Origin of the sequence: Cupriavidus pauculus, from assembly GCF_008693385.1 — a bacterium.
GTDB lineage: Bacteria > Pseudomonadota > Gammaproteobacteria > Burkholderiales > Burkholderiaceae > Cupriavidus > Cupriavidus pauculus_D.
The window spans coordinates 760,531-787,293 of the sequence record NZ_CP044067.1 but is presented as its reverse complement, the minus strand read 5'-3'; the positions used below and the strand labels follow the sequence as shown (position 1 = coordinate 787,293).

At 65.8% G+C, this 26,763-nt stretch carries 26 protein-coding genes; 15 read left to right on the top strand and 11 right to left on the bottom strand.

The annotated features are described in order from the left end of the window. Nucleotides 1-12 precede the first annotated feature (12 nt). Together FOB72_RS21840 and FOB72_RS21835 are read left to right on the top strand one after the other, a co-directional pair. Nucleotides 13-1,743, top strand: coding sequence for a M30 family zinc metallopeptidase (locus FOB72_RS21840; protein ID WP_150374798.1), 1,731 nt, complete (start codon nucleotides 13-15; stop codon nucleotides 1,741-1,743). A 47-nt stretch (nucleotides 1,744-1,790) separates the two neighbouring features. Continuing rightward, nucleotides 1,791-2,096, top strand: a complete 306-nt coding sequence (locus FOB72_RS21835) for a hypothetical protein (RefSeq protein WP_223851741.1) — start codon at nucleotides 1,791-1,793, stop codon at nucleotides 2,094-2,096. Between the two features lie 36 nt (nucleotides 2,097-2,132). Here FOB72_RS21835 and FOB72_RS21830 read toward each other — a convergent pair whose 3' ends face one another. Continuing rightward, entirely contained in the window at nucleotides 2,133-2,507 is a 375-nt protein-coding gene (locus FOB72_RS21830) for a cupredoxin domain-containing protein (RefSeq protein WP_150374797.1), read from the bottom strand. Continuing rightward, nucleotides 2,504-3,403, bottom strand: coding sequence for a metallophosphoesterase family protein (locus tag FOB72_RS21825; protein ID WP_150374796.1), 900 nt, complete (start codon nucleotides 3,401-3,403; stop codon nucleotides 2,504-2,506). The genes FOB72_RS21830 and FOB72_RS21825 overlap by 4 nt, the downstream gene beginning before the upstream one ends. A gap of 206 nt (nucleotides 3,404-3,609) precedes the next feature. Here FOB72_RS21825 and FOB72_RS21820 point away from each other — a divergent pair, with 206 nt between their 5' ends. The 3 genes from FOB72_RS21820 (at nucleotide 3,610) to FOB72_RS21810 (ending at nucleotide 6,007) form a co-directional block, all read left to right on the top strand. Then, nucleotides 3,610-4,191 (top strand): RNA polymerase sigma factor, encoded by a 582-nt coding sequence (locus tag FOB72_RS21820; protein WP_150374795.1) that lies wholly within the window; start codon nucleotides 3,610-3,612, stop codon nucleotides 4,189-4,191. Next, the gene (locus FOB72_RS21815; RefSeq protein ID WP_150374794.1) at nucleotides 4,188-5,060 is read left to right on the top strand and encodes an anti-sigma factor family protein; all 873 of its coding nucleotides are present in this window, start codon (nucleotides 4,188-4,190) and stop codon (nucleotides 5,058-5,060) included. The genes FOB72_RS21820 and FOB72_RS21815 overlap by 4 nt, the downstream gene beginning before the upstream one ends. A 68-nt stretch (nucleotides 5,061-5,128) precedes the next feature. Then, nucleotides 5,129-6,007 carry a DUF817 domain-containing protein gene (locus FOB72_RS21810; RefSeq protein ID WP_150377318.1) on the top strand — a complete coding sequence of 293 codons (879 nt, stop codon included), beginning with the start codon at nucleotides 5,129-5,131 and terminating at the stop codon, nucleotides 6,005-6,007. Here FOB72_RS21810 and glmS read toward each other — a convergent pair. Next, nucleotides 5,990-7,819: a glutamine--fructose-6-phosphate transaminase (isomerizing) gene (glmS, locus tag FOB72_RS21805; RefSeq protein ID WP_150374793.1), complete on the bottom strand. Its 1,830-nt coding sequence runs from the start codon at nucleotides 7,817-7,819 to the stop codon at nucleotides 5,990-5,992. The two genes, FOB72_RS21810 and glmS, sit on opposite strands and share 18 nt — an antisense overlap. Before the next feature lie 164 nt (nucleotides 7,820-7,983). On the opposite strand from glmS, the gene FOB72_RS21800 reads away from it, so the two are divergent. Beyond that, a complete protein-coding gene (locus FOB72_RS21800; protein ID WP_150374792.1) occupies nucleotides 7,984-8,448 on the top strand; it encodes an Lrp/AsnC family transcriptional regulator in 465 nt (154 codons plus the stop codon). A gap of 26 nt (nucleotides 8,449-8,474) precedes the next feature. Here the strand turns inward: FOB72_RS21800 and FOB72_RS21795 are convergent, their stop codons facing one another. From FOB72_RS21795 to FOB72_RS21775, 5 genes are all read right to left on the bottom strand, one after another. Continuing rightward, nucleotides 8,475-9,239, bottom strand: a complete 765-nt coding sequence (locus FOB72_RS21795; protein WP_150374791.1) for a hypothetical protein — start codon at nucleotides 9,237-9,239, stop codon at nucleotides 8,475-8,477. Nucleotides 9,240-9,261: 22 nt separating this feature from the next. Then, on the bottom strand, nucleotides 9,262-10,782 hold the full coding sequence (locus tag FOB72_RS21790; RefSeq protein ID WP_150374790.1) for a DUF1254 domain-containing protein: 1,521 nt from the start codon (nucleotides 10,780-10,782) through the stop codon (nucleotides 9,262-9,264). Then, nucleotides 10,779-12,299 carry a DUF1254 domain-containing protein gene (locus tag FOB72_RS21785; protein WP_150374789.1) on the bottom strand — a complete coding sequence of 507 codons (1,521 nt, stop codon included), beginning with the start codon at nucleotides 12,297-12,299 and terminating at the stop codon, nucleotides 10,779-10,781. Before FOB72_RS21785 ends, FOB72_RS21790 begins: the two co-directional genes overlap by 4 nt. Before the next feature lie 164 nt (nucleotides 12,300-12,463). Continuing rightward, the gene (locus FOB72_RS21780; protein WP_150374788.1) at nucleotides 12,464-12,760 is read right to left on the bottom strand and encodes a hypothetical protein; all 297 of its coding nucleotides are present in this window, start codon (nucleotides 12,758-12,760) and stop codon (nucleotides 12,464-12,466) included. A gap of 205 nt (nucleotides 12,761-12,965) precedes the next feature. After that, nucleotides 12,966-13,880 carry a manganese catalase family protein gene (locus FOB72_RS21775; RefSeq protein WP_150374787.1) on the bottom strand — a complete coding sequence of 305 codons (915 nt, stop codon included), beginning with the start codon at nucleotides 13,878-13,880 and terminating at the stop codon, nucleotides 12,966-12,968. A 300-nt stretch (nucleotides 13,881-14,180) separates the two neighbouring features. On the opposite strand from FOB72_RS21775, the gene FOB72_RS21770 reads away from it, so the two are divergent. Next, nucleotides 14,181-14,405: a hypothetical protein gene (locus FOB72_RS21770; RefSeq protein ID WP_150374786.1), complete on the top strand. Its 225-nt coding sequence runs from the start codon at nucleotides 14,181-14,183 to the stop codon at nucleotides 14,403-14,405. Nucleotides 14,406-14,505: 100 nt separating this feature from the next. Here the strand turns inward: FOB72_RS21770 and FOB72_RS21765 are convergent, their stop codons facing one another. The 3 genes from FOB72_RS21765 to FOB72_RS21755 form a co-directional block, all read right to left on the bottom strand. Next, nucleotides 14,506-15,591 (bottom strand): porin, encoded by a 1,086-nt coding sequence (locus FOB72_RS21765; RefSeq protein ID WP_223851851.1) that lies wholly within the window; start codon nucleotides 15,589-15,591, stop codon nucleotides 14,506-14,508. A 236-nt stretch (nucleotides 15,592-15,827) separates the two neighbouring features. Beyond that, the gene (locus FOB72_RS21760) at nucleotides 15,828-16,760 is read right to left on the bottom strand and encodes an MBL fold metallo-hydrolase (RefSeq protein ID WP_150374784.1); all 933 of its coding nucleotides are present in this window, start codon (nucleotides 16,758-16,760) and stop codon (nucleotides 15,828-15,830) included. Nucleotides 16,761-16,903: 143 nt separating this feature from the next. Then, nucleotides 16,904-17,779, bottom strand: coding sequence for a LysR family transcriptional regulator (locus FOB72_RS21755; protein ID WP_150374783.1), 876 nt, complete (start codon nucleotides 17,777-17,779; stop codon nucleotides 16,904-16,906). 101 nt (nucleotides 17,780-17,880) lie between these two features. Between FOB72_RS21755 and FOB72_RS21750 the strand changes: the two genes are divergently transcribed. The 8 genes from FOB72_RS21750 (at nucleotide 17,881) to FOB72_RS21715 (ending at nucleotide 26,722) form a co-directional block, all read left to right on the top strand. Continuing rightward, entirely contained in the window at nucleotides 17,881-18,759 is an 879-nt protein-coding gene (locus FOB72_RS21750) for an HpcH/HpaI aldolase/citrate lyase family protein (RefSeq protein ID WP_150374782.1), read from the top strand. Nucleotides 18,760-18,816: 57 nt separating this feature from the next. Then, nucleotides 18,817-19,824 carry a tripartite tricarboxylate transporter substrate binding protein gene (locus tag FOB72_RS21745; RefSeq protein ID WP_150374781.1) on the top strand — a complete coding sequence of 336 codons (1,008 nt, stop codon included), beginning with the start codon at nucleotides 18,817-18,819 and terminating at the stop codon, nucleotides 19,822-19,824. A gap of 38 nt (nucleotides 19,825-19,862) precedes the next feature. Next, a complete protein-coding gene (locus FOB72_RS21740) occupies nucleotides 19,863-21,059 on the top strand; it encodes a CaiB/BaiF CoA transferase family protein (protein ID WP_150374780.1) in 1,197 nt (398 codons plus the stop codon). Further along, nucleotides 21,052-21,939, top strand: coding sequence for an amidohydrolase family protein (locus tag FOB72_RS21735; protein ID WP_150374779.1), 888 nt, complete (start codon nucleotides 21,052-21,054; stop codon nucleotides 21,937-21,939). Before FOB72_RS21740 ends, FOB72_RS21735 begins: the two co-directional genes overlap by 8 nt. A 56-nt stretch (nucleotides 21,940-21,995) precedes the next feature. Further along, nucleotides 21,996-22,964 carry a tripartite tricarboxylate transporter substrate binding protein gene (locus FOB72_RS21730; protein ID WP_150374778.1) on the top strand — a complete coding sequence of 323 codons (969 nt, stop codon included), beginning with the start codon at nucleotides 21,996-21,998 and terminating at the stop codon, nucleotides 22,962-22,964. A 94-nt stretch (nucleotides 22,965-23,058) separates the two neighbouring features. Continuing rightward, nucleotides 23,059-24,543: an HD domain-containing phosphohydrolase gene (locus FOB72_RS21725; RefSeq protein WP_150374777.1), complete on the top strand. Its 1,485-nt coding sequence runs from the start codon at nucleotides 23,059-23,061 to the stop codon at nucleotides 24,541-24,543. A 2-nt stretch (nucleotides 24,544-24,545) separates the two neighbouring features. Beyond that, nucleotides 24,546-25,973 (top strand): pyridoxal phosphate-dependent decarboxylase family protein, encoded by a 1,428-nt coding sequence (locus FOB72_RS21720; RefSeq protein ID WP_150374776.1) that lies wholly within the window; start codon nucleotides 24,546-24,548, stop codon nucleotides 25,971-25,973. A 110-nt stretch (nucleotides 25,974-26,083) separates the two neighbouring features. Beyond that, nucleotides 26,084-26,722, top strand: a complete 639-nt coding sequence (locus FOB72_RS21715; RefSeq protein ID WP_150374775.1) for a hypothetical protein — start codon at nucleotides 26,084-26,086, stop codon at nucleotides 26,720-26,722. Nucleotides 26,723-26,763 lie beyond the last annotated feature (41 nt).

Here is a 26,763-nt window from a genome sequence, read left to right as displayed (position 1 = left end):
AAGGAGAAATACATGCGCAACGTGCGCACTTTGTCTTTCCCGGGGTCTCTGGCCGTGGCCTTGCTGACATCTGCCGTGCTTGCCGCCTGCGGAGGCGGTGGGGACGATGCCCCCGCGGCGCAATCCACGACCGCCACCACGGGCACCCAAACACCGGGTACCCCCGGCACCCCCGGCACCCCCGGAACGCCGGCCACGCCCGCCGACCCGGTCGCCAAGCCGACCAGCGTCGTATCGCCGGCCTGCTCGGGCTGTGCCGCCGTGGACGCCAACACTTACGCCGGTAGCGGAATCGGCGTGTGGCAGAACATCAATGCGACCGCCTCCGCCGTGGACATGCCGATCAGCATCTCCGGGCTCGGCGGCCAGGACGTGACGCTGGTCTTCACGAACCAGACGGGCACGGCGCAGACGATGCCGACCATCCCGCTGACGGCCTCGTACCTGCCGACGATCGCCGCGAGCGCGATCCAGCTCGATGACGGCAAGAGCGCGATCACGCGCCGCATCTCGGACTTCAACCGCGACGGCTGGGCGGCACTTGCCGGTCCCCGCAAGGCGGGGATCAACGGTTCGTCGTTCGGCACGGTCCCCCAGCGCGCGGCCTATACGGTTGGCGATACGCGAAACTTCTTCCACGAGGACAACAGCGTGCGCGCCACGACGCTGGTGCGCACGGATACCGCTTCCGATGGCACGGTCGTGAATTTCTGGGTGGAAAGCGCCGAGAGCGACCCGACCAAGGTCAGCGCCGCCACCGTCAATGCGCTGTATGCGGGGTTCGTCCCGACGGGCAAGATCTACGACATGCTCAAGCAGACCGGTGGGCCGGTCTGGGGGCCGCACCCCTATACCGACCTCATCAGCGGCGCGGTCGCGCAGCCGATCGACATCGTCATCCTGAACTTCGACAACAATGGCCGGCCGTTTGGCGTAGTCGGATACTTCTACGCGCGCAATGCGCTGACGACGGCGGGCAGTGCGTTCAGCAACCAGTCGGTGTCGCTGTATCTGGATGCGGAGACGCTTTACCTTGGCGGTTCGTCGGGCCTGCAGTCGATGCTCCTCACGATGGCGCACGAAGGCATGCATATGCAGAACTTCTACCGTCGCGCCGTGGTGCAGGGACCCGCCAATGCCTTCGATACCTGGCTGGAAGAAGGCACCGCGATGATGATGGAAGACTTCGCGAGCCAGTCGATCGACCCGACCTACAACGCCATCCGGGATGTCCGGTTCCCCAACTACGTCGGCTACAAGGCCGGGTCGTATAACTGCAGCCTGACCACGTGGGACCCGTTTGGGCCGGCTTGCGACAGCTATTCGGTGTCCGGCTCGCTGGGCGGCTTCCTCGACCGGCAGCTCGGCCTTGCGTTCTACAAGCACCTGCTGACGAACGTGAGCAGCACCGACTCGCTGACCGTGCTGGATTCGTCGATTCGGGCGACTGTCCCGACGTCGAGCCTCGGCGAGCAGCTGCGCCGCTTCGGCGCGACGTCGGCCTCGCTGATGAAGGCGCCCAGCCCGACCGGTTACGGCTTCCCGGCGCGCGCGGACGGTGGCTTCACGCTGCCGGTAATCGACCCGCAGGCGTTGCTGGCCACCCGCACGCTGACGCAATCGGTACCCGCGACGTTGCAGCCGTACGCCAGCCTGCCGGTCGTGCGCAGGGCCGTGTCCGGTACCTACAGTGAAACGGTGAAGGTCCCCGCGGGCTCGACGCTATCGGTCGTCATTCAGTAAGCTAGGGGGGGCGGCGGTTGCCGCCCTTTCTTCCGATGGACAAGACAATGCAAACCAAGATCCTGCCTTTGCTGATGGCCCTCGGCCTGACCGCGTGCGCCGCGGCCGCGGATTCCGGAGAGAGAACGCTGGTCGGCGAGATTCATATCAAGGGCAACGAACCGTTCCCGACCGTGATGATGCACACGACATCGAAGGAGAGTTGGGAGCTGATCGGCATGCCGTTGGCGGAGGCGAGGTCGCTGGCGGGGCGCGAGACGAGGGTGAAGGGAACCGTGGTCCGGGCGCCGGGCCCGGATGTGTGGCTGCCCTCCCTGCGCGTGACGGAGACGTCGAAGCCCGCGCAGCCGTAGGGCCTTCGCTTGAACTCGCTCAGGCTTTGACCTTGCTCAGGCTTTGACCTCAATCACACCGGACATGCTCTCATGCCCGGACCCGCAGAACAGGTCGCACAGGAATGTATAGGTCCCCGCCTTCGCGGGCGTGACCGCGAGCCGTACGGTCTGCCCCGGCGGCATATCGGCGCGCACGCCGAGGTCCGGCGCGCTGAAGCCCATGATCACGTCCTCGGCGATCAACTCCAGCACCACAGGCTCTCCTGCCTTCAGCACGATCTTGTCCGGCGTGAACACGAAGCGCCGCGCGCGAACGGGAATCACGCGGGGCGCGGCGGCGTCGCCGAGCCTGGCGATCAACGGCGTGGCGAGCAGTGCCGCCGACCATGCAAGCACCGTGCGGCGCCGGGTGTGTACGCGCGTCGTCATGACTGGCCTCCCGAGGTATCGCTCACGGGACGTTCGGCCAGCCGGTAGCCGGCCGGCTGCCGCATCGCTGTCACCTCGCGCCATCCCAGTCCGCGGTACGGTTGTGCCGCATCCCAGGGCAGCGGCTCGCGGCGGGGCTGGGAGCCCGGTGGCGGCAGCGGAAACATCAGCGACCGCGCCGCATGATGCTCGATATGCCCGGTAAGGTGGTGATGCTCCTGATGGATATGGCCGTAGAACACGGTCACGTTCTGGTAAGGCATCAGCAACTCGACCACGCGATCGCCATCGCGCGTGGCCCAGTCCCATTGCGGATAGAGGTTGAACAGCGGCCGGTGCGTGAACACCACGATGCGCGCATCGCGCGGCTGCTTCGACAGATCGTCCGCCAGCCATTGCCGTTGTGCGTCGCCGACCTGCCCCGTGGGATCGGACACGTTGTCGAGCACGATCGCGTGCAGCCCCTTGTGATCGAACGTGTAATGCGTGAGCCCGAACAGCTCGCGATAGGCCTCGCCGTTGTCGAGACTTGCGTCGTGCTCGCCCGGCATCAGATGGATCTGGCCGGCCTTGAGCGGAGCGATGGCCGCCTGGAACTCACGCATGCGCTTGCGCCGTTCGGCCGGATCGTCGGTGGAGTGGGTGAGGTCGCCCGTAAACATGATGAAGTCCGGCTCGCGCGGCAGCGCGTTGACGGCCGCCACCGCGCGGGGCAGCGTGCCGCGCGCGTCGGGGTTTGCCGCGCCCTGGAATCCCCAGTGGGAATCGGACAACTGCACGAAGAAGAAGTCGTCGTCGCGCGCGGCGGCCCAGCCGGGCAGGCCGGAGGCGAAGACGGCGCCGGCACCGGCGCCGGCCAGGCGCAGAAAGGCGCGCCGGTTGCAGGGGAGGGTCATGGTGGCTCCTTGCTGGATGATCCTGCCAGTCTTACCGTCGCCCACAGCGGAATATTCCCGGCAAGCGGCCGCGAAAAAAAATTCACCGCAAACCGCCGATCGCGGGAATAAACTCGGGGTGCCGTCGGTATAGCGAGGAATACCCAACATGATTCGATCGCCGACAGACCCCACCTTCGCCGCCACCCGGCATCACGAGGCCTGATGTGGACGCCAGCGAGCGCCGCCGCTTCGATGCGCTGGTGCTGCCGCACCTCGACGCCGCGCACAATCTCGCGCGGTGGCTGTGCGGTGGCGCGAGCGATGCCGACGACGTCGTGCAGGAGGCGTTCCTGCGCGCGTTCCGCCTGTTCGCGAGTTTTCGGGGCGAGCGGCCGCGCCCATGGCTGCTCGCGATCGTGCGCAATACATGGTTCACGATGTACCAGCAACGCAGATCCGCCGCCGAAACCGGCTATGACGACAATGCCGCCGACGCCGAGCTGCCGGCATGGCACGGCATGCCGGCCGATCCCGAGCAGGTGCTGCTGCGCGAGGAGGACGTGCGGCTCGTGCATGCGGCGCTCGAGCGGCTGCCCGTGGCGTTTCGCGAAGTGATCGTGCTGCGCGAGCTCGAGGACCTGCACTATCGCGATATCGCGCGCATCGTCGATATTCCGGCCGGTACCGTGATGTCGCGGCTGGCGCGGGGACGGCGCATGCTTGCCGCGGAGATCGTGCTCTTGCGCGAGGGGCAGGGTGCGGGTGCCTGGGTCGGCGATGTGCGCGAGCGGGGAGGGCGGCCATGAACTGCAACGAAGCCCGTCAACTGCTGCAGGCCTGCGCGGACGGCGAGATCGGCGCGGCCGACAGCGTTCGGCTGGAGCGGCATCTCGAGGATTGCGGCGACTGCGTGACAGCGTTGCGGGAATTGCGGGCGCTGCGGAGGACCGTACGACAGGGGGCGGGATACTACCGTGCATCGCCCGCGTTGCGCGCGCGTGTGCTGGCGGCGCTGCCAGTTGCCGATACCGATGCCGATGCCGGGTGGGACGACCTGGCGCCCGGTATCGCCTTTCCGTCCGGTGGATCGGCTGTGGGACCGAATATGGAGGCAACCGTGGGGCCGGCCGATGCTCCGGCCTTGAAGGCGGGCTGGCGTCGCTGGTTCACATGGTCGCCGGCTCTCAACGCGGCCATGGCGGCCGTGACGGCGGCCGCCGTGGGGCTGGCCATCGCCGGCTACGCGCTGCGCGAATCCCCGACCGACCTTACCGCGGACGCGATCGTTGCCAGCCACGTCCGCGCGCTGCTGTCGACGCGCGAGATCGACGTCGCGTCCACCGATCGCCATACCGTCAAGCCATGGTTCAACGGCCGCATCGACTATGCGCCCGAGGTCCGGGACCTTGCCGCGGAGGGATTTCCGCTGGTGGGCGGACGCCTCGACTACGTGGACGGCCACCGCGTCGCGGTGCTTGTCTATCGCCGCAACCAGCATCCGCTGGAGGTCTACGTCCTGCCGGAGAAGGACCGCGGCGATAGCGCCGGACGCGTGGTGCAGGGCTACGAGATGGAAAGCTGGAGCGCGCGCGGCATGCGCTACTGGGCCGTGACCGACGCGTCGGGCGGAGAGTTGCGCGCGTTCGTCGCCGCATGGCAGCGCGCGGCGGATTGACCGCGCTCGCTGGAGGGCCACTGCCACCGATGGCAAAATGCCGCATCGATAACGCAAGCGGCATGACAATGACAACAAACGGCGGATCGTTGCGGGCGACCCTGAGCGCGACGTACCACGGCTGGAGGGACATCTCCGGAGCATGGGCCGCAAGGCGCGGGGCGTGGGCCACGGTCCTGCACGAGTTCGTGGTGTTCGGCATCAAGCAGGCGTGGGCCTGCCTGTTCGGCGGCCTGATGGTAGCGCTGCTCATCGGCACGCATCTCTGGTACCCGGCCGGCGCGGCGCTGACGCGCTACGACTTTCTCGTCGTGGCGGCCGTGGCGATCCAGATCGCCATGCTGTGGCTGCGGCTGGAGACCTGGGACGAAGCGAAGGTGATCATGCTGTTCCACGTGGCCGGCACCGTCATGGAGATCTTCAAGACATCGGTCGGCTCATGGATCTATCCGGAGGCGTCGGTGCTGCGCGTCGGCAACGTGCCGCTGTTCACGGGGTTCATGTACGCGGCGGTGGGCAGCTATATCGCGCGTGTCTGGCGCGAGTTCGATTTCCGCTTTACCCGCCATCCGCCGCTGCGCGTCACGGGCGCGCTGTCGCTCGCCATCTACGCAAACTTCTTCCTGCACCACTACTGGTGGGACGCCCGCTACGTCCTGATGGCGCTCGTGGCCGTGGCCTTCGGCCGCTGCTGGGTCTACTTCCGCATCGACCGCGTGCACCGCCGCATGCCCATGCTGCTCGGCTTCACGCTGGTGGCGCTGTTCATCTGGCTCGCCGAAAACATCGGCACCGTGACGCGCACGTGGCTGTATCCCAACCAGCTCGACGGCTGGCATCTGGTCGGCATCGGCAAGCTCGGGTCGTGGTTCATGCTGATGATCATGAGCTATGTGATGGTGACACTGGTCAGCCGGCCGCGGCCCGCGCTACTCCACGGTCACTGACTTCGCGAGGTTGCGTGGCTTGTCGATGTCCGTGCCGCGCGCGAGCGCGGTGTGGTACGACAGCAGTTGCATGGGAATGGTATGCAGGATCGGGGAAAGCATGCCGTAATGCTCGGTCAGCCGGATGATTTCGAGCCCGGGGCTGGGCTGCAATGCGCAGTCGATGTCCGCGAAGACATACAGCTTGCCGCTGCGGGCATTGACTTCATACATGTTCGATTTCAGCTTCTCCAGCAGGCTGTCGTTGGGCGCCACGGCCACGACGGGCATCTGGTCGCTGACGAGCGCGAGCGGGCCGTGCTTGAGTTCGCCCGCGGCGTAGCCCTCGGCGTGGATGTAGGAGATCTCCTTCATCTTCAGCGCGCCTTCCAGTGCGATGGGATAGTGCATGCCGCGCCCGAGGAACAGCATGTTCTCCTTGCGGGCAAACTGTTCCGCCCAGCCGATGATATTGGGCTCCAGCGCCAGGACGCGCGTCAGTGCATCCGGCAGGTGCCGGAGCGCGCGCAGGTGTTCCTGCTCTTCCGCGTCCGTCAGGCGTCCGCGCATCTGCGCCAGCGTGAGCGCAAGAAGGTAGAGCGCCACCAGTTGCGTGGTAAAGGCCTTGGTCGACGCGACGCCGATTTCGATGCCCGCGCGCGTGATGAAGTGCATGGCGCATTCGCGCACCAGCGCGCTCGTCGCGACATTGCAGATGGCCAGCGTACGGTGCATGCCGCGTTCGCGCGCCGCATGCACGGCACCGAGCACGTCGGCGGTCTCCCCGCTCTGCGACACCGCGACGACCAGCATCCGGGGATTGCTGAACGGCTCTCGGTAGCGGTACTCGCTGGCGATCTCCACGCGCACGGGCAGGTTGGCCAGTTGCTCGATCCAGTAGCTCGCCGTCAGCGCCGCGTGGTAGCTGCCGCCGCAGGCCAGCAGCAGCACGGCATCGATATTGTCGAGCTGCCGGTAGGCACCGTCGCCGAACAGTTCGGGCATGATCGCCGTGATATCGCGCAGCGTATCGGCCACGGCGCGCGGCTGCTCGAAAATCTCCTTCTGCATGTAGTGCTGGTAGAGGCCGAGATCGGCCGCCGCGCTATGCGCCGCGACGGTATGCACGTCGCGTTCCACGCGCTGGCCGTGCGCATCGACGATCCAGTAGCGATGCATTTGCACGTCCGCGACATCGCCGTCCGCGAGATAGACGATCTGCGTGGTGGCATTGGCCACCGCAATCGCATCGGAGGCGAGGAAGTTCTCGCCGTCGCCCACGCCCACGACCAGCGGCATGCCACGGCGCGCGCCGACCATCCGATGAGGTTCGTCGCGGCATAGCACGGCAATGGCATAGCTGCCATGCAGGCGCGCCACGGTTTCGCGCACGGCCTCGAACAGGTCACCGTTGTAGAGGTGGTCGATCAGATGGGCGATGACCTCGCTGTCGGTCTGGCTGGCGAACACATAGCCGTGGCCTTCGAGCTCGGTGCGCAGGGCCTCGTGATTCTCGATGATCCCGTTGTGGGACACCGCAACGCGAGGCGCGTCGTCGTTCGGGGAGAAGTGTGGATGCGCATTGGCCGTGACGGGCATCCCGTGCGTGGCCCAGCGCGTGTGGGCGATGCCCGTATGGCCATCGACGCCGCGATCCGCGATATCGCCCCGCAATGCCGCGACGCGATCGACGCTGCGCGATCTGACGAGCCTGCCCTCCTGTATCGCGGCCACCCCGCACGAGTCATACCCGCGGTATTCCAGCCGTCTCAGTCCATCCACGAGATCCAGCACGATGTTGCGATGCGATACCGCACCCACGATTCCGCACATACCGTCAGCTCCATTCAGAAGTTCGTTGTTTCGCTTGAGTGGCCACGGGACCGATGGTAGGGGCGGTGTGATGAAATTTTCTTTCAAAAAACGGTGATTTATGGTTTATTGCGACGATTCAACCTCCGTGTGAAATTTTCTTTCACTGATTTGTTATCTCACCGATGGCCGACGACCTCGACGACCTCGACCTGCGCATCCTCCGCGTGCTGCAGGAGGATGCCTCCCTGTCCAATGTGGAGCTGGCGCAGCGCGTGTTCGCGTCCGCGCCGACGACAATGCGGCGATTACGCCGGCTCCGGGAGGCCGGGGTGATCGTGCGCGAAGTCGCGATGCTGGATCAGGGCAAGCTCGGCCGATCGGTGACGGCCATCATCGAGGTTTCGCTCGACCGTCAGGCGGCCGAAGACTGCGACGCGTTCGAAGCGCATATCTGCGCGGAGCCGACGGTGACCCAGTGCTATCGGGTTTCACCGGGGCCAGACTTCGTCGTCATCGCGGAGCTGGCGGACATGAGCGCCTACGATGCCTTTGCCCGCCGCCTTTTCAGCGGCACGCACAACGTTCGCAATGTGCGGACGTTCTTCTCGACCAAGCGTGGCAAGTTCGCGGTGAATGCACCGGTCTGACGTCGGGCTGCGCCGAGAATGACGGCTCAGCGGCCCAGCGATGCGGCGAGGCTTTCGAGGTTCTGTGGGATGACGCGGATCAGGCCGCCGCGGGGACTGTCGATATCGGCAATGAGTGCCAGCGACAGCGACACCGTCAGCGGGAGCACGAGCAGCAGGAACGCCCTGGACGTCTCCGCGCGCGCGCCATAGCCCTGCATCAGCGTGCTGAAGAATGCGATGACGATCATCAGGCACCATGCCGCCACCGGAATGCGGTTCAGCCACGCGGCTTCGGCGTAGCCCTGGGAATTTATCACGTCGTTCATGCCGCTCACGACAAGGGCGGTGATGGGGGTCGGCTTGTCGCGCGCGATGCCTCGCACGGTCTTCCACATCTCGTCCTCGATCTGCGCGGTGGCCGCCGCGATCCCGTGCAGCTGTTCGCGGTCGCGTGTCCGGTAATACTGGAGGCGCTGGTCCAGATACCGGACGAGGAGCGTCTTGATCTGTCCGGCCTCCGGCCCCTCGACCAGATCCGCGCGCAGGTATTCCGTGCCGATGGCGTTGGCTTCTTCTTCCTCGAGGTTCTTGCGCTGGTCGTATCGGCCCACCGCCATCGACAGCGTGAAGCCGATCAGCAATGCGAGCAGCGTGAGCGTTGCGCCCTGCACGATATTGAAGTCATCGCGGTTCTCCTTGCCGACCGGGCGCATGCGGCGCAGCACCTGCGCGCCAATGGCCGTGGCTGCCGCCAGCAGGATGAGCAGCAGGACGAACAGGACGGCGGGATGGCGGATGATCTGTTCCATACGCGGATGCATTGGCGCCGGGTCAACGGCGCTTCTCGATGTCTCCCGGTTTCCACGTCTGGCTGAAGAACGCTTCCTCGGGCGAGTACAGCCTGAGGATCACGAAGTAGCCTTTGCCCGGCAGCGTGCGCAGCCAGTTCTTTTCCTTGCCGGCGGGCGCGTTCGGGCCGAAGTACAGATCGATCGAGCCATCCGCGTTCTGCATGGGCTTGTCCATCTGATTCAGCGACGGATGATCCTGTCCGTTGTCGAGGCCTGACGCCGTCGTGCCGTCGTAGACCGTTGCCGACCAGAAATTCTTTGCGGGAATATTGGGCGGCAGGCGCAGGCTGTACGATTGCCCGCCATCGAGGAAGTTGCCATCCTTGTCGCGAAACGTGACCGGGTATTTGGCGCCCGCGTTCACCAGATTCTTCACCATGCCCGGGCTGGCCGAATACGCACTGGTGTAGTAGCCCGAGCGCTGCTCCAGATTGGTGAACGTACGGCCGGACTGGAACGACGTGTCTTCACCGGCGAACACATTGACCCATTGCCGGTCCGGATAGTAGAGCCCGCCTGGCTCGCGCGTCACCATATCGGTGATCACGACCTTGCTCATCTTGAACCCGGTCTGTGCGGCGCGGTCGAGCATTGCGCGCAGCTCGGGCGTGGGGGAGAACGGCCGGCCCTTTTCGATCCCGATGGTATGGAGGAAGCCCCGCATGTCCATGTCCGCGGGATCGACGGTCTCGCTGTCGATAAAGCGGGACAGCATGTCGAAGTAGCTGGCATCGCGCGGAAACAGCAGGTTCGCGGGTTTGGCATTGCCGTCGGGGAACTGCATCGGTCTGGCCGAGGCCTTCTGGCCAAGCGGGTAGATGCGCGTAGCCGCGATCTGTGCATTGGCCTTCGACAGGTCTTTCGGATCGCTGAAGAACGTCCGCCAGAACAGGAACACGTTGTGGGTGCGCGAACGGTAAACGAACGCGCCTTTGGGCAGGCTCGCCTTCGGCGGCTCGCCCTTGTAGTCGGGCGGCAGCAGCACGTAGATGCCACCCTTGCCCTTGTCGGGCCCCGCAAGGCCGACATCACCGATCCATGCGCGGCCGTCGATGGTGGGACCGACGAGGGGGCGCTGGAAGAAGTCGTCGAGTATGCCTTGTACCCCCGGGGGCGCCTCGACCACGAGCGGGCCGTCCTGCTTCAGATCCAGATACCCCATGGCGTACACCACATCCGAGTTCGGCGTGGTCACCTGCGTCGACGCCCGGATGCGCTCCTTCCACGTCGGCAGGACGTTGTAGCCGCCGCCAAAGGTCTTCTCGGAGTTTTCCTTCATCGCCCAGATGTTGATGGCGGGGAGCGCCCAGAGATAGGCCTGCGTGGCCCGCTGGAAAACCAGTTCGTCGCGCAGCGTGCGGGTAGTGTCCGGCGTCGGATAGTCCTTGTCGAACGGGGCGTTGGCCAGCGCGTCGTAGCGCGAGCCTTGCGCATGGGTGAGGGCAGGGAGCGACAACGCCATGGCGGCGAGCGCGAGCGAGCAGACGTTCGTTCTGTTCATGCCATCCTCCGGATGGATGGCGGCTTCCAGGCGCCGTCGAGAATGGGCGTCTTGCCCCAGTAGGCGCGAATGTAGAGCGAGAACGATCCGCCGGGGGCGGGCAGCCAGTTCGACTCCCGCGCCGCGCCTGGGGACCGCGATCCCGCATACAGCGTCAGCGAACCATCGGCCTGACGCCTGAGGGTCGCGTTCTTCGTGCCGAGCGAATAACGCTTGAGTTCGTTCGGGTGGAACAGATGCTTGTCGTTGTAGAGCGTCAGCGACCAGAAGCCATTGACAGGGGGCTCCTGTCCGGCGGGAAAGACGACCTCGTAGCTGTTCGTTCCGTTGAGCGCCGCACCGGACGCATCGACGTCGGTATAGAAGTACTGCGTCTCATTGGGCCGGTTGTCGAACATGTTCGATTTGGCCGTGCCCGTACGATCGAAGTAGTCGAAGCCCGTCTGCGCGTTGTTGGTCGAGCGGTTCCATCCGTTGCCAGCGGGCAGGCCGTTGCGGCGCCATTCGAAGAACGGTCCGATTGCGTCGCGTTCGGTGCTGACGGCGACGGAGACGAGGTGCTTCCGGATGTCCTCGTCGCGGCCCGCAACTTCCATCAGCGACCGGAACTGCGCGTAGAGCGCTTCCTCCCCGGGCAGGGGCGGCACGGTGTCCAGCACCTGCCCGAACTGATCGAAAAACGTCTCGGGGATGACCCATCGGGTCTCGCCGCCGCCGGCGCCGGCCTCGGATTTGGGGCCCGGAATCTCGGGTGCCTTCGCCCAGTCGATGGTTTTCATGCGGCCATCGAATTGCTTGAGCGGATAGAAGATGATCTGGTTGAGCACCGGTTGAATGGCGCGGCGATCGTCGGGCGTGTCGTTCATGAACACGCGCGGAATGGCGTTGGCCAGCGATGTGGGGCAGCGAATGACCGACGCGATGCCCGACGGCTTGTTGCCCTTCCACTGGGGGCCCGCCAGCAGGTAGAAACCGGGCCGCGTCCGGTACGGCTTGCCGACCTGGCCGAACTGATTGGTGCGCGCGTCGTACAGCGCGTAGACCCAGAACCGGTCGCCGAAGTCGGGCACCTGAGCGACCACCGGCTCTTCATCCAGCTGGAAGAACCCCAGTCCGTAGACCACGTCCTGGTTCGGACAGGTCACGAACGTTTCCGCCGGGTCGATGTAGTCGTGCAGCATGCCGACCTGCCCGCGGGGCGCGGCGGGTAGCACGCCATTGAGCAGGCCCGGATGCGGGGCCTGCGTGATGCGCGCGAAGCGATTCAGCATGTTCACCATCGGCCAGCCCCATATGTAGGCCATGCGCGCGATGACCTCCGCGTAGCCTTCGTGCATCGGCAAGCCCGGCGGCGGCCTGGTCTCTGCCGCCGCGGGATTTGCTGGCGGACTGGCGCCAGCCGACGCCCGGCTTTTCGAATCGGCGGCGGCCGCCGGCAATGCCATCGCCAGCGGAATGGCCCCGCCCAGCGCGGTGAACAGCCTGCGTGTAATGTCTACGTCGATCGGACTCGGCATGGAAACCCTCGGCAGGAACGGAGGCAGACCGGGGTGGTTGCATGACGAGGCGCCCCAGCCAGCACCTAATACTGGACCGCGGCACGCGCGACGAGAAGTCAAAGATTTCGCGCCGGATGTAAAAGCTTTTACCGTCTCTGCGAACGTCGCGAGACGGGCCGGCATCACGTATCGGGCAGGTCTTTCTGCCCATTGCCGCCATTGTCGTCACCGGGAGCGGGGCGCGTCGCGAGAACGATCTCCCTGGCGGTCGCCATGTCGCCGGTATCCAGCCGGACGGCGTTCGTGGCAAGTAGTTTCCGAATGCGCCACATCGGGATGATCTCGATTGGACCCGATGCATTCGCGGGGGAAAGTTCGCAATAGACGGGGGAACGATTCAGGACCGATCGAACGATGCGAAGCTGCGCGCCACTGTTCAGGAGATGAACGAGGCGTCTTTGCGGTACAGACAATGACATGCACAAAAATCGACAAAGCGGAGCAAATTAGAGGATCTTGCCTAATGTGGTCTTTTTGCGAAGGATCGCTTCGTTGGTGTCTCGAACATACCGTTCTAAAGGGGGGCTCGACTGAGCAACCCTTTACCAGTCGTGGCGCTCACGGCATTGCATCATGCCGTGAGATGTCGGGGGCCGTGCCAGCGCCCGGCCCCGCAGCGCGGCATCAGCGCTTGTTGCGTGCGGGGGGATCCGCTTCGCCCGTACCGTCGAGGTCGTCGCCGGCTTTGCCGAGATCGGCGCCGGTGACCGGGTCGCTATTCACGTCCGACTCGCCGCGCATGGCAAAGGCTTCCAGCGTGGATTGCTGATCGGCGGGCAGTTCCACGGTCGCGAGGCCGTCGCCGCCATCGACCGCAGGCGGCGGATTCTCGACAAAGACGAACGTACTGTCCGCGTTCCAGGGACCACGCATCGCTTCGCCTTGCGACATCTTGAAGTAGACGCTTGCAAAGCGCGGATCGCCGGGCGTCTTGCCCGGAGGGAAGTTGGGCGTGATGGAGTACAGCGCTTTCTCGAACGACTTCTGATGCGAGATTTCCCGGGTCATCAGGAACCCGAGCGCTTCCTGCACGTCCGCATCGTCCGTGACATTCATCAGGCGCTCGTAAATGATCTTTGCCCTGGCCTCCGCGGCGATGTTCGAGCGCAGGTCCGCGGTGGGTTCGCCGATGCTGTCGATGTAGGCGGCGGTCCATGGCACGCCCGCCGAGTTGATGAGCGCGGGGCCGCCGCCGTAAAGCAACTGCGTGACGTGGCTATCGTTGCCCGCGCCCTGCAGCGATCGATACAGCTCGGCTTCCTGTTGCACGCCTTCCGCGAGGTCACCCTTGGCCCCACGATTCAGCATGGCGATCAGCGAGCCGATGACTTCCAGATGGCTCAGCTCTTCCGTGGCGATGTCGAACAGCATGTCCTTGCGGCCCGGGTCCTCCTCGGCGAGCGCCTGGGTGAAGTAGCGGCACGCGGCGGCGAGCTCGCCCTGCGGGCCGCCAAACTGCTCGAGCAGCAGATTGGCGAGGCCGGGATCCGGCCGCGCCACGCGGACGGTGTATTGCAGGCGCTTGTTGTGAACGAACATATCGAATCTCCTTTTGGCGGTGAGTGTGCCGAGACCCGATGCGCAACGAGTATGCCCAGTACCCGCGACGAACGTTTCCTGCACGCGCGCGTCGCCCTATCCGCGAGGGATTCGCGCGATGTGCACGGTGTTTGCAGGCGGATCGAATTCCATGGCGACGCCGTGTAATGCGTGCATCGGCGGTCGGCCTGATCTACATGATGGCGCCGTGAGCGTGGCGCAGGCGGATGCATGGGCATGACCCTTGCGTCCACACCCCGCAGGCAACATTCGCATCCGGCATTCACACAGGAGTTCGACATGAAGCATCAGGAGACGAGCATCAATCATCCCGCGCGCAAGCCGACGACGTCGGAGCGTGGCCAGAATCCTTCCGCCGACGCCGATACCGCGTCGTCAGCGGGCGAACCAAAGCGCGACGCAGACCGCAAGCCCACACCGAACGAGATCATGAACGAGCAGGCCTCGCCGCCTGACGAGCAGGGCAATCGCGATCAATCCGACAAGCCGCACGTGAGTGGCTGAGCCATGGCGTGCAAGTCCGGTTGTATCTCTTACCGCTGCGTGTCAGGGCGTCAGGATGAAAGCCGTCGTATTGCATTGCAGCGCAGGCGCGGTCGGTGTGTCAGAACCGGTGGCGCACTCCCATGACCACGCCGCTCTGCCCTTTGCCCGTGACGACATGGGCGGACTTGCCGCGTACGGAGCCATAGCCATTCATGCCCAGCCGGGACGCGCCCCGGTTGAGCGCGTAACCAATGTTCAGGTAGACATCGGTTCGCCTGGAGAATGCATAATCGGCCGATGCCACGAACATGAGGGCGTCGGCGTTCCTGGCCCGGGTGTCTGTGTCCCGGGCGTCTGTGTAATAAGCGGCGCCGGCCAGCGTCAGCGCCGGCTTCAGGGCGTAGCGCACCCCGGCCCAGTACAGGTTCGAACGATGGGTGGGCAGGCTTCCCGTGTTGCCGCCGTACCAGCGATAGCCGGCAAAGATCGTGGTGGGACCCATGGCATAGCTGGCGCCGATCAGCGCGCGGCGGTCCCTGCGGTCCGCGCTTGCGGCGGATGCCCCCTGAAACTCGTCGTAGGCCGCGCCTGCCGACAGCGCGCCCGCGCCATAGGCGAGCGCCGCGCCCCAGTTCCGGTCCACCTTGTGGTTGCCCGGCAGCTCGCCGCCGCCAGTGCGGCCGAGGCTATACAGCGCGGAAGCGGTCAGGCTACCGAGGGTGCCACTGTATTTCACCGCGTTGTCCGCGCGGCCCGCGAGGATGACGTCGTTCCTGACGAGCCCATAGCGCGGTGAAAAGCCCATCGGGTCGAAGCGCCGCGCGGTGTCGAACATCGGCGTCGTCTGGCGGCCGAGCGTCACGCCGCCGTACCGGTTTGCCAGGCCCACGTAGGCGCTGCGATCGAACAGGCGCGTCCGGTTGCCCTGCGCGCCGGTATCCACGAGCATGCCGCTCTCGAGATGGAAGACCGCACGCAGGCTGTTGCCGAGATCTTCGGTGCCGCGAATGCCCCAGCGGGACGTGGCCATGTTGCCCGACGTCATGCGGATCTGACTGGCGCCGCCCGAGGCAGTGGGCACGTTGTTGAGATACTCGATGCCGGCGTCGGCCACGCCATACAAGGTGACGCTGGATTTGGCGTGTGCCATTGCCATGCCAGCGCACAGCGAGGCAGCCGCGGTGGCACACACGCTGGCACACACGCGGGCACACACGCGGGCACACACGTTGGTACACACGTTGACAGCATGACGGAAAGTCGTATTCATGTCGCTCCTCCGGGGAACAGTTTGTTGAATGGAGGCGCGAGATAAATATATCGTTTACTTCGTCATGGTTTATGACATTGCCAATGTTTAAGTAAAATATGGCTTCCTATTTTATCCGGGAAACTTCATAAATAAATCTAAGACATTTCCCGGAAAAAATTGGCGATGAATCAATAATCCCACTGCACCGGCACGAACCGGTAGGTGTTGCCGGTCTTGGCCACATGACCGATCGACGGGAACGCGACGTGCGCGGCGGCCAGCAGGGAGCCCGTTGCGGCGGCCTCCTCGAACAGCGCGATGCGGACATCCACGGCGCCCTCGGGATCGTGCTCGAAGCCGTTCTGCCAGTCGGGGTTGTCGTAGTTGACTTCGAAGATCGCATCGCCGGCAAAGGTCAGCTTTTCGCCCTGCGACGCCACGTCCACCACACAGTGTCCCGGCGTATGTCCGCCCGTGACGCGCGCCGATACCCCCGGCGCGACCTGGACGGTCCGGTCGAACTGCACGATATGTTCGCCGTAGAGTTCCACGAACTTTGCCGCGGCCTTGCGCAGGGCGGGCGGCACCGCCTCGGGCATCACGGTCTTGCTGAAGTCGGGATGCTTCCAGAATTCCACTTCGGCGGCCGCCACGTGAATGCGCACGTCGGGACGCAGCCTGGCCTTGACGCCATCGACGTTCAGGCCGCCGACGTGATCCATATGCATATGGGTAATCACGATATCGGTAATCGCATGCAGGTCGATGCCGGCGGTCTCCAGCCGCATCACCGATTGCCCGGCGCGCGAGAAGTACTCGAACCCGTCACCCACGCCCGAGTCGACGAGGATCAGCTTGTCGCCGCTGCGCACGAGCGCGATATTCAGCGCCCAGTCGAACATGTCGCGCTGGAGAAAGCGGCCGTCGAACCATGCATTGCGATCCGCCTCGCTCACGTTGGTGGACATCGTGGACGTCGGCAGCGGCAGAACGCCGTCGCTGATCAGCACGACATCGACATCGCCGATACGCACGCCGTAGCGAGACGACACGAGTTCGCCAGAGCCCTCCTTGCCAATGGGGGTGATAACCGGCTGCACGTTGCGGGTGGTTGCGCTCATTTTCAGAATCCTGTCGATCGAGTGGGGAAGGGCACTGGACGGCTCGCTTTGGCGGCCAGCCGTGTGACGGATTCTAGTAACGGGACGCGCGCACCAGTAGGGTCCTGGAGGCCTTCAGTATGTTGTCACCGGGGCAACAATGGCTAGGTCCGCGCCGCCACGCGCGCGTGCGCGAGGAACGACTTGATCAGGCTCGCGCACGGCGACGTGCGGCGCCACAACACGCCGAACCGCCGCGGTTCGGAGGGAATCGGCAAGGCCAGCTTGGCCACCTGCAGCCGAGCCGTCAGCGGCGATGCGATATCCGGAATCAGCGATACGCCAAGCCCGCGATCGACCATCATCGCGATGGCCAGCAGCGAGCTCAGCTCGAAGCGTTCCAGCGCGGGCGTGATGCCGTTCTTGCGCAGATAGTCGTCGGCCTGCTTGCCGCCGCCCAGCGTCCGGTCATAGCGGATGAGCGGCCGTGTGCGCAGCAGTTCGTGCGGATCAGTCTGCCGGTCGCGCGCCCGGGCCAGGACCACGAGCGGTTCCTGCCGCAGCAATTCCCACGCAAACGTCTTGGGCAACGCAAACGGCGGGTGCAGGCAGACCGCCGCATCGAGTTCCAGCTGCTTGACGGCCTCGAACAGTTCGCCCGACGTGGCCGAACGGATATGGACCGAGACATCCGGATGCGCGTTGGTGAAGCGCGCGAGCGCATCGGGCAACAGGCTGTGCAGCGCCGTATTGATCGTGCCGATACGCAGTTCGTGCATCTCTTCGGCCTGATTGACCCAGCTGCGCAACTCGTCCACCTGGCTCAGCAGCAGCACGCTGCGTTCCGCGAGCCGGCGTCCGGACTCGGTCGGCGCCACCGTGCGGCCGGCCCGGCCCAGCAGCGTTGTACCCAGTTGCCGCTCCAAAACCTGAATCTGCTGGGAGATGGCCGCGGGCGTGACATTGAGGCGGCGGGCCGCCTCCGCCAGCGTGCCGGTTTCCACGACGAGCGCGAAGGCGCGAAGGTAGGCGGTTTCCATAGAGTTTCTATGGTGTGAAGGTAGAAAAGTATAGTTTATCTTGTTGATCGCCTTGGGCAAACTCCTGAGTCATCAAACATCCACAGAGAGGGAGTGTCGGTATGAGGAGCAAACTGTTCGTCCCGGGGTCGCGGCCCGAGTTCTTCCCCAAGGCATTCGCCAGCGAAGCCGACGCGCTGTCCTTCGACCTCGAAGACGCGGTGGCGGAAGACCGCAAAGGCGAGGCGCGCAAGCTGTTGGCGGAGATGCTGCGTTCCGACATGGCGCGGACCTCCGGCAAGACGCTGATCGTCCGCGTCAACGGCCTCACGACGCCGCACTTCGAAGCCGATATCGCCGCGGTGGTCCTCCCCGGACTGGATGTGGTCAATCTGCCCAAGCCGGAAAGCCCCGAAGACGTGCGCCGCGCCGCGGACGCGGTCGAAAAGGCCGAGCGCGCCAACGGGTTTACCAGTAAGGACGAGAAAGTCCGGCTGCTGCTGAACGTCGAGTCGCCGGCCGCGCTGCGCCGCGCCGCCGAACTGGCCACCGCGCATCCCCGCGTGGCGGGCCTGCAACTGGGCCTCGGCGATCTGTTCGAGCCCAACGGCATCCACCGGCGCAATGTCGCCGCGATCCACGCCGCCATGTTCGCGGTACGCATGGCCGCCGCGGAAGCCAATGTCTACGCATACGACACCGTCTTCGCCAATATCCGCGATGCCGACGGGTTCCGCGCGGAAGCGGAGATGTCTCGCCAGCTCGGCTTTATCGGCAAGAGCTGCATCCACCCGACGCAGATCGCGCTGGCCAATGACGTCTACCGTCCGTCCGACGAGGAAATCGCCCATGCGCTGCGCGTCGTCGAAGCCGCGGCGCGCGCGGAAGCCGAGGGCATCGGCGCCTACGTCGTCGATGGCAAGATGATCGATCCCCCATTCGTGCACCGCGCGCAGGCGATCGTCGAGATCGGCAGGCGAATGGGACTGATTCCCGCCTGATACTGCCGACTGTCATCGCGCAGCACAACCATTAAAACGATATCCGGAGACAACACCATGACGACCTCACCGTCGTGCCGCAAGCTCGCATCCATCGCCTCCATTGCGTCCATCGCATGGATCGCCACGGCCGCCACGCTGGCCGTGCCCGCACTGGCCGCTGACGGCCCCTATCCCTCGAAGCCCATCACGATCATCGTGCCGTACCCGCCGGGCGGGTCGAACGATATCTTCGCGCGCATCGTGGCCAAGGAGATCGGCGAGGACCTGAAGCAGCCGGTGATCATCGACAACCGCCCCGGCGCGAGCGGCAACACGGGAACATCGATGGCCGCGAAGGCCGCCCCCGATGGCTACACGCTCGTGGCCGTATCGTCGAGCATGACGACCAACGCCGCGGTGCAGACGAAGCTGACCTACGACGCGGTCAAGAGCTTCGCGCCGGTGGCGATGGTGGCGCAGGGACCGTTTATCGTGGCCGTCAGCAACCAGCTGCCCGCGAAGACCCCGCAGGAACTGATCGAGCTGATCCGGAAGAACCCCGGCAAGTACAACTACGCATCGTCGGGCCCCGGCAGCGTCAACGAATTCGGCACCGAGCTGCTCAAGGCCAAGGCCGGCAAGCTCCAGATCCAGCACGTGCCGTACAAGGGCATGGGTCCCGCCATTACCGATCTGATCGGCAATCAGACGCAATTGCTGATCTCGAGCGGTCCGTCGCTGCTGCCGATGGTGCGCGCGGGCAAGGTCCGCGCCGTGGGCATCACGAGCGCGAAGCCGAGCCCCATCGCGCCCGATCTCGCGCCGATGGCAACCGCGGTGCCCGGTTACGAGTTCGAACTCTGGTGGGGCTTCCTCGCGCCCGCCGGCACGCCCGCCCCCATCGTGGCGCAGCTGAACGCTGCCGTGAACCGCGCGCTGGACAAGCCCGCGATCCGGAATGCGATTCTCAAGGAAGGCGCCGAGGCGAAGCCCGTGACGCCGCACCAGTTCGCCGAGACGATCGCGGCCGATGTCGCCCGCTGGAAGGCGCTGGCGAAGGAACAGAACATCGTCGCCGATTGAAGCACGACGATCGACGACCACCGATTCAGGAGCATTGCATGGATACCGACGCCAAGACCGGCGAACACGTTTTTGGCGCGCCCCGTACCGGGCGCCCCGGCCCGCTGAGCGGCGTGAAGGTGCTGGACCTGAGCGCCTATATCGCCGGCCCGTACGGCTGCTCGCTGCTGGCCGATCAGGGTGCCACCGTCATCAAGGTGGAACCGCCCGCTGGCGACAATCTGCGCAAGTATCCGTCGACGCTGGAAACGGAAAGCCGCGCGTTCCTGGGCGTCAATCGCAGCAAGTTCGGGGTCATGCTCGACCTGAAGCAGCCCGCGGATCTCGAACGCCTGCGCGCGCTGGCAAACGAGGCGGACGTGCTCGTGCACAACTTCCGCCCCAGCGTGCCGGGACGGCTGGGCATCGCCTACGAACAGCTGAGCGAGTCCAATCCGCGCCTGATCTACTGCGCGGTGAGCGGCTATGGCGAGACCGGTCCGCTCAAGGACAAGGCCGGTTACGACCAGGTGCTGCAGACGATGACGGGCATGTGCACGCTGCAGGGCAGGAAGGAAGGGCCGCCCGAGATCCTGTACGGTTCCATCGTCGACTACTACGCGGCCTCGCTGGTCTCCGGCGCGGTCGCCTCCGCGCTCTACGAGCGCGAGAAGAGCGGGCAGGGGCAATACGTGGGCGTCTCGCTGCTGCGCTCGGCCCTGACGATGCAGTCCGCCCGCATGATCTGGGCCGATTCGGAGCCGCGCGACGTCGGGCGCGACATGCGTTCGGGCGGGATCACGGGCATCCACCCGACGCGCGAAGGGTTTATCTATATCTCCGCGAACACCCCGCATTTCTGGCAGGCGCTGTGCGAGAAGACGGGACTGGCCCATCTGCTGAAGACCGACCGCTACGATTCCGTGCGCAAGCGCGCGCAGCACCATGACGAGATCGTGCCGGCGCTGCACGCGGCATTGCGCGAGCGCTCCGCCATGGAGTGGGAGGCCATCTTCGGCGAGGAAGTCCCTTGCTCGGCGGCGCGCAGCGTGGAGGACATGTTCGACTTTCCGCAGGTGACGGCCGAAGACATGATCGCGACGTTCGAACATCCCGTGGTCGGCCGCTATCGTGGCTTTACGCGGCCGGTCAAGTTCGGCCGCACGCCGGGCCCCGATCCGTTTGCCGCGCCCACGCTCGATCAGCATGGCGACCTCGTGCGCGAGGCCGCGGACAGGACGCGCCGCGATGCCTGAGTCTCGCGGCACACCCGTGCTGCAGGTGCCCAGCAGCGGGGCGCAGACACTGCCGGGCAGCACGACGCCGGCCAATGCTTGCGACGCGCACCTGCATATCTACGATTCGCGCTTCCAGGCGGTTGCGCCGACGGTCGAGCAGGCCACGACCGAGGACTACCGGCGTGTGCAGGCGCTGCTCTGCACGCGTCGCGCGGTCATCGTGCAGCCGAGGACGTACGGCACCGACAACAGCGCCACGCTCGATGCGATCGCGCGCCTCGGCGCGGCCAGCACGCGCGGGATCGCGGTGCTGCATCCCGATGTCACGGACGACGCGCTGGAACGACTGCACGCCGGTGGCATTCGCGGCGTGCGATTCTCGCTGTACACGCAGGCCAACGCCGCGGTGGGCTTCGACATGGTGGAGACGCTTGCCCATCGCATCGCCGGACTGGGCTGGCACCTCCAGTTGCACTGGACCGCGGACCAGTTCGCCGCGCATCGCGATCTGCTGCTGCGGCTGCCCACGCCGATCGTGTTCGACCATCTGGCGCGCCTGCCATTGCCGGGCGGCACCGACCATCCGGCGTTCGCGCTGGTATCGGAACTGCTCGCGCGCGGCAACGGCTGGCTCAAGCTGTCCGGCGCCTATCTCGATTCGATAGTGGGCGAGGCCGGGCGTTATGCCGATATCGCCCCCATCGCGAAGGCATGGGTGCGCACGGCACCGGAGCGCCTCGTCTGGGGCAGCGACTGGCCGCATTTCACCGAGCCCGACCGCAAGCCGGACGATGCCCTGTTGTTCGATCTGCTGACGGATTGGGCCGGCGACGACACCGTGCGGCACCGCATTCTGGTGGACAACCCCGCGCGGCTATACGGATTCGGCAGCGAGTAGGCGGGCGGCAACGCGGCGGCAAGACAGAACATCAAGGATTCACGGAGACAAGCAATATGAAGACGTACCTGCAACGCCTTGGCAATGCCATGGCGATCCTCGCGGCCATGACGCCGGCCTTTGCCATCGCCGCGTTTCCGGACAAGCCCATCCGGATGGTGGTGCCGTACTCGGCCGGCGGCGGCGCCGACAATACCGCGCGCATCGTCGCGCAAAAGATGGGCGAGCTGCTCAACACGACCATCGTCATCGACAACCGGCCCGGCGCGGGCGGCGTGATCGGTGCCGATAACGTTGCCAAGGCCACGGCCGATGGCTACACGGTGCTGTACGACGCATCGGCATTCGCGGTCAACGCCGCGCTGCGCAAGCTGCCGTTCGATCCCGCGCGCGATTTCATTCCGGTGTCGCTGGTGGCCACCGCGCCGCAGATCCTCGTGGTCGCCACGAACGCGCCGTACAAGACCGTTGCCGATCTGGTTGCCGCGGCGAAGAAAGCGCCCGGCAAGCTGACATTCGCATCGGCCGGCGCGGGCACGGGCTCGCATCTCGCGGCGGAGATGTTCGACGATCAGGCAAAGATCGAGCTGCTGCACGTGCCCTACAAGGGCGGCGCGCCCGCGCTGACCGATGTCATGGGCGGGCAGGTGGCCACGTACTTCGGTAACTCGGCTTCCACGCTGCAGTACGTGACGGGCGGCAAGCTGCGCGCGCTTGCGGTGACGTCGAAGCATCGCGTCGCCGCGTTGCCCAATACGCCGACCATGGCGGAGAGCGGCATGCCCAATTACGAGGTGCTCGAATGGAATGCAGTGTTCCTGCCGAAAGGCACGCCGCCGGACCGCGTGCAGGCCATCGCCAATGCCGTGCAGCAGGCCGTGGCGGATCCTGCCGTGAAGGCGAAGCTGCAGCAGGCGGGCCTCGATCCGGTCGGCAACAGCCCGCAGGCGTTCAAGACGTTCCTGCAGACCGAATCGGCCCGCTGGCACGAGCTGGTCAAGGCGCGCAATATCCGCGTGGAGTGACGCCGTAAGGGGGCAGGGAATCGGTTGAATGACCGATGCCCGTCTCCGGCGCCGACGCGCTATAGTCGTGACTGTTTCAGACCCCCGAGTCACGATGAAAGACAAGATTTACCGCGGGCGCCATCAGCTTCGCGTCTTCGATGTCGTGAAAGCGCTCGCCTTCGTCGGCGACTTGAGCATGGGCCAGCCGACGAACCATTCGGTGCGTACGGCATGGCTTGCCATGCGTCTGGCGCAGGTTGCGGGGCTGGACCCGGCCGTGCAGGCCGCCGTCCGCGAGGCGGCGCTGCTGCGCTGGTCGGGCTGTACCGCCAATGCGGGTGGCTTTGCCGATCTGTTCGGAGATGACATCGCGGTACGCGTGGCGATGCTCGAAGGGCGTCCGGAAGGCATTCGCCCCGTGGCCGAAGTCGCGAACCTCGGCGTCGTGCTGCGGCCGCTCGCCGAGATCCATTGCGAAGTGTCGGCCGAAGTCAGCCGCATGCTGTCGCTGTCTTCCACTACCGAAACGACGCTGCGCCATATCCTCGAATCGTGGGATGGCACCGGGCAACCCGCGCATCTGGCGGGCGACGCGGTGCCGGTCACCGTGTCGGTGGTCTCGCTGGCCGGCGATATCGAGGTCCTGACCCGTATCGACGGCATCGAGGACGCGCTCGGCAAGATCGAGGCGCGCGGCGACCGCAGGTATCCTGCCACGCTCGCGTCGATCGCGGCCCGGCATGCGGCCGACTGGCTCGCGGAACTCGAAGGCAGTGCGCCCGAAACGCTCGACATGGCGCTGACCACGCCGCAGATGGAACGCATGACGCCGGCGGAGCTGATCGCCGATGTCATCGATCTGAAGCTGCCCTGGATGACGGGCTTCTCGCGCGCGGTCGCGGGCACCGCCGCACAGGCCATGACGCGCCTTGCCGCAAGCAAGGCCACGCAGGAGCGTGTGTATCTTGCCGGATTGATTCATGGGCTAGGGCGCGCCTCGGTCCCCATCCAGATTTGGAACATGACCGCGCATCTTTCCAGCAGCGCCTGGGAAAAGGTGCGGCTCGTTCCCTACTGGACGTCCCGGGCCGGGCCATGGGCGGGTCCGCTCGGCGCCGCCGCCACGCTTGCCTCATTTGCCTATGAACGGCTCGATGGCTCCGGCTATTTCCGCGGGGCGCGGGATCAGGCGTTGTCGCCCGAAGCCCGCGTGCTGGCCGCGTCGGTGGCCTGGGTCGCGATGCGTTCCCCGCGTCCATGGCGCGCGGCGATGCCGGCCGAGGCCGCGGCCCGGCAACTGCGCGAGGAGGCCGACGCGGGCCGGCTGTGTGGCGAGGCTGTCGATGCGCTGGTCTCCGGTGGCAGCGGCATCGTGCGTCCGGTGGTGGATCGCACGGAGCCCGGGTTCCGGTTGTCGCCGCGCGAGTCCGACGTCTTGCGCGCGATCTCGCGCGGTGCCACCAACAAGGAAGCCGCGCGTGAGCTGAACCTGAGCCCGAGCACCGTCGCGACGCACATCGAAAGCGTGTTCCGCAAGCTCGGTTGCACGACGCGGGCCGCGGCGACACTCAAGGCCTCCGCCATCGGATTGCTCTGACCATGCACGACACCCCGCGCCGCGCCGAACCGCACGCCGAACCGCACGCCGAACCGCACGCCGAACCGCGGGCCGATTCGCACGCCGTTTTACAGAATGCCTCCGAACGGGCGACGGCCTACCTCGACGGCCTTCGGAACCGCCCGGTCGTGCCGGCGCCCGAGGCCGAACTGCGACTCGAAGCGCTGGTCCATCCGCTGCCGCAACAAGGCGTCGAGGCGGCGGAAGTCCTGCGGCGGCTCGATACGATCGGCTCGCCGGCGACGGTGGCCACATCGGGCGGGCGATATTTCGGTCTGGTGATCGGCGGCGCGCTGCCGGCAACGGTCGCGGCCAGCTGGCTGGCCACGGCATGGGATCAGAACGCATGCTTCCGCTGGACCTCGCCGATCGCGGCGACGCTGGAAGATGTCTCGCTGCAATGGATGCGCGATCTCCTGCGCATGCCGCAAGATGTCGCCGGCGGCTTCGTGAGCGGCGCCTCGATGGCCAGCTTTACCGCGCTGGCCGCCGCGCGGCATGCGCTGCTGGCGCGGCAGGGCTGGGATGTCGAGGCCCGGGGCCTGTATGGCGCGCCGGAACTTCGCGTGATCGTCGGTGACGAGGTCCATGTCACGGTGCTCAAGGCGCTGTCGTTGCTGGGCCTCGGACGAGACCGCGTCATTCGCGTGCCGACCGACGGGCGCGGACGACTGCGCGCCGAACTGCTGCCCGCGCTCGATGACCGCACGATCGTCTGCATTCAGGCCGGCAACGTCAACACCGGGGATTTCGATCCTGCGGCCGAGGTATGCCGGCTGGCCCGCGAGGCCGGTGCGTGGGTGCATGTCGATGGCGCGTTCGGTCTCTGGGCGCTCGCGCATCGCGGCTTCGACGCCCTGACCCAAGGCTTTACCGAGGCGGACTCGTGGGCGACCGATGCACACAAATGGCTCAACGTTCCTTACGACAGCGGCCTCGTGTTCGTGCGCAACGCTGGCGATCTGCGGGCAGCCATGTCGGCAACGGCCGCGTATCTGGCGGAGGGGGACGACGCGGCGCGCCATCCGTCGCACTACACGCCCGAATCTTCCAGAAGAGCACGGGGTGTCGAGGTATGGGCGGCATTGCTGCACCTCGGCCGCGAGGGTGTCGCGGACCTTGTTGCGCGGTCATGTGGCTTTGCGCGCCTGTTCGCCGAAAGCTTGTCGAAAGCCGGTTACGACATTCTCAACGAGGTCGTGCTCAATCAGGTGCTCGTCTCGTTCGGCTCCGCGGAAAAAACGCGCGCCGTCATCGATGCCTTGCAGGCCGAGGGCGTTTGCTGGTGCGGTGGCACGGTATGGCAGGGGCGCACGGCCATGCGCATCAGCGTGGCGAACTGGGCCACGACAGAAGCCGATGTCGCGCTGAGTGTGGAGGCGATGCTGCGCGCCGCCAGGCGTGAATGATTTTTTTATCTTTACTACCTACCAACTAGTTGGATGGAGCATGCGGTCGAAGGTCACGGCGCAGCCTTCGACGGCCCTTTCAGACGATGCGCCACGCCAAGGAATAGAACATGACAGTCTCTCGACTGAACAGGACGTTTACCAGCGCCATCACCGGCACCCTGACGGGCCTGCTGCTTGCCGTGGGCGCCATGGGCGCCGCGCATGCCGCGGACCAGACCGTTCGCGTGCGGGGTACCGTGACCGCGCTGTCCGGCAACGAGCTCCAGGTGAAATCGCGGGAAGGGCAGCCGGTCACGATCAAGCTCGCGGACGGCTGGGCGGTATCGGCCGTGCAGCGCGCGAGCACCGGCGATATCAAGCCCGGCGACTTCGTCGGTATTGCCTCGCTGCCCAAGGCCGAGGGCGGCGATGGCGCGCTGGAAGTGCTGATCTTTCCGCCCGCGATGAAAGGGCGCGGCGAGGGCAGCTATGGCTGGGACCTGAAGCCCAACAGCTCGATGACCAACGCTACCGTTGGCGATGCGGTGAAGTCCGTGAATGGCAGCGTGGTGACCGTCAACTATCACGGGCAGGAGAAGAAGATCTCGATTCCCAATGGCACGCCTGTGGTCACGCTGGCACCCGCCACGCATGACGACGTGAAGCCGGGCACGGTCGTGTTCATCCCCACGCAGAAGGATGCATCGGGCGCGTTGTCCGCGAGCCAGCTGATCGTCGGCAAGAACGGCGTCGTGCCGCCGATGTAATCCGTTCGGGCGTCCTGCTCACGCCGGCTGGTACAGGGTGC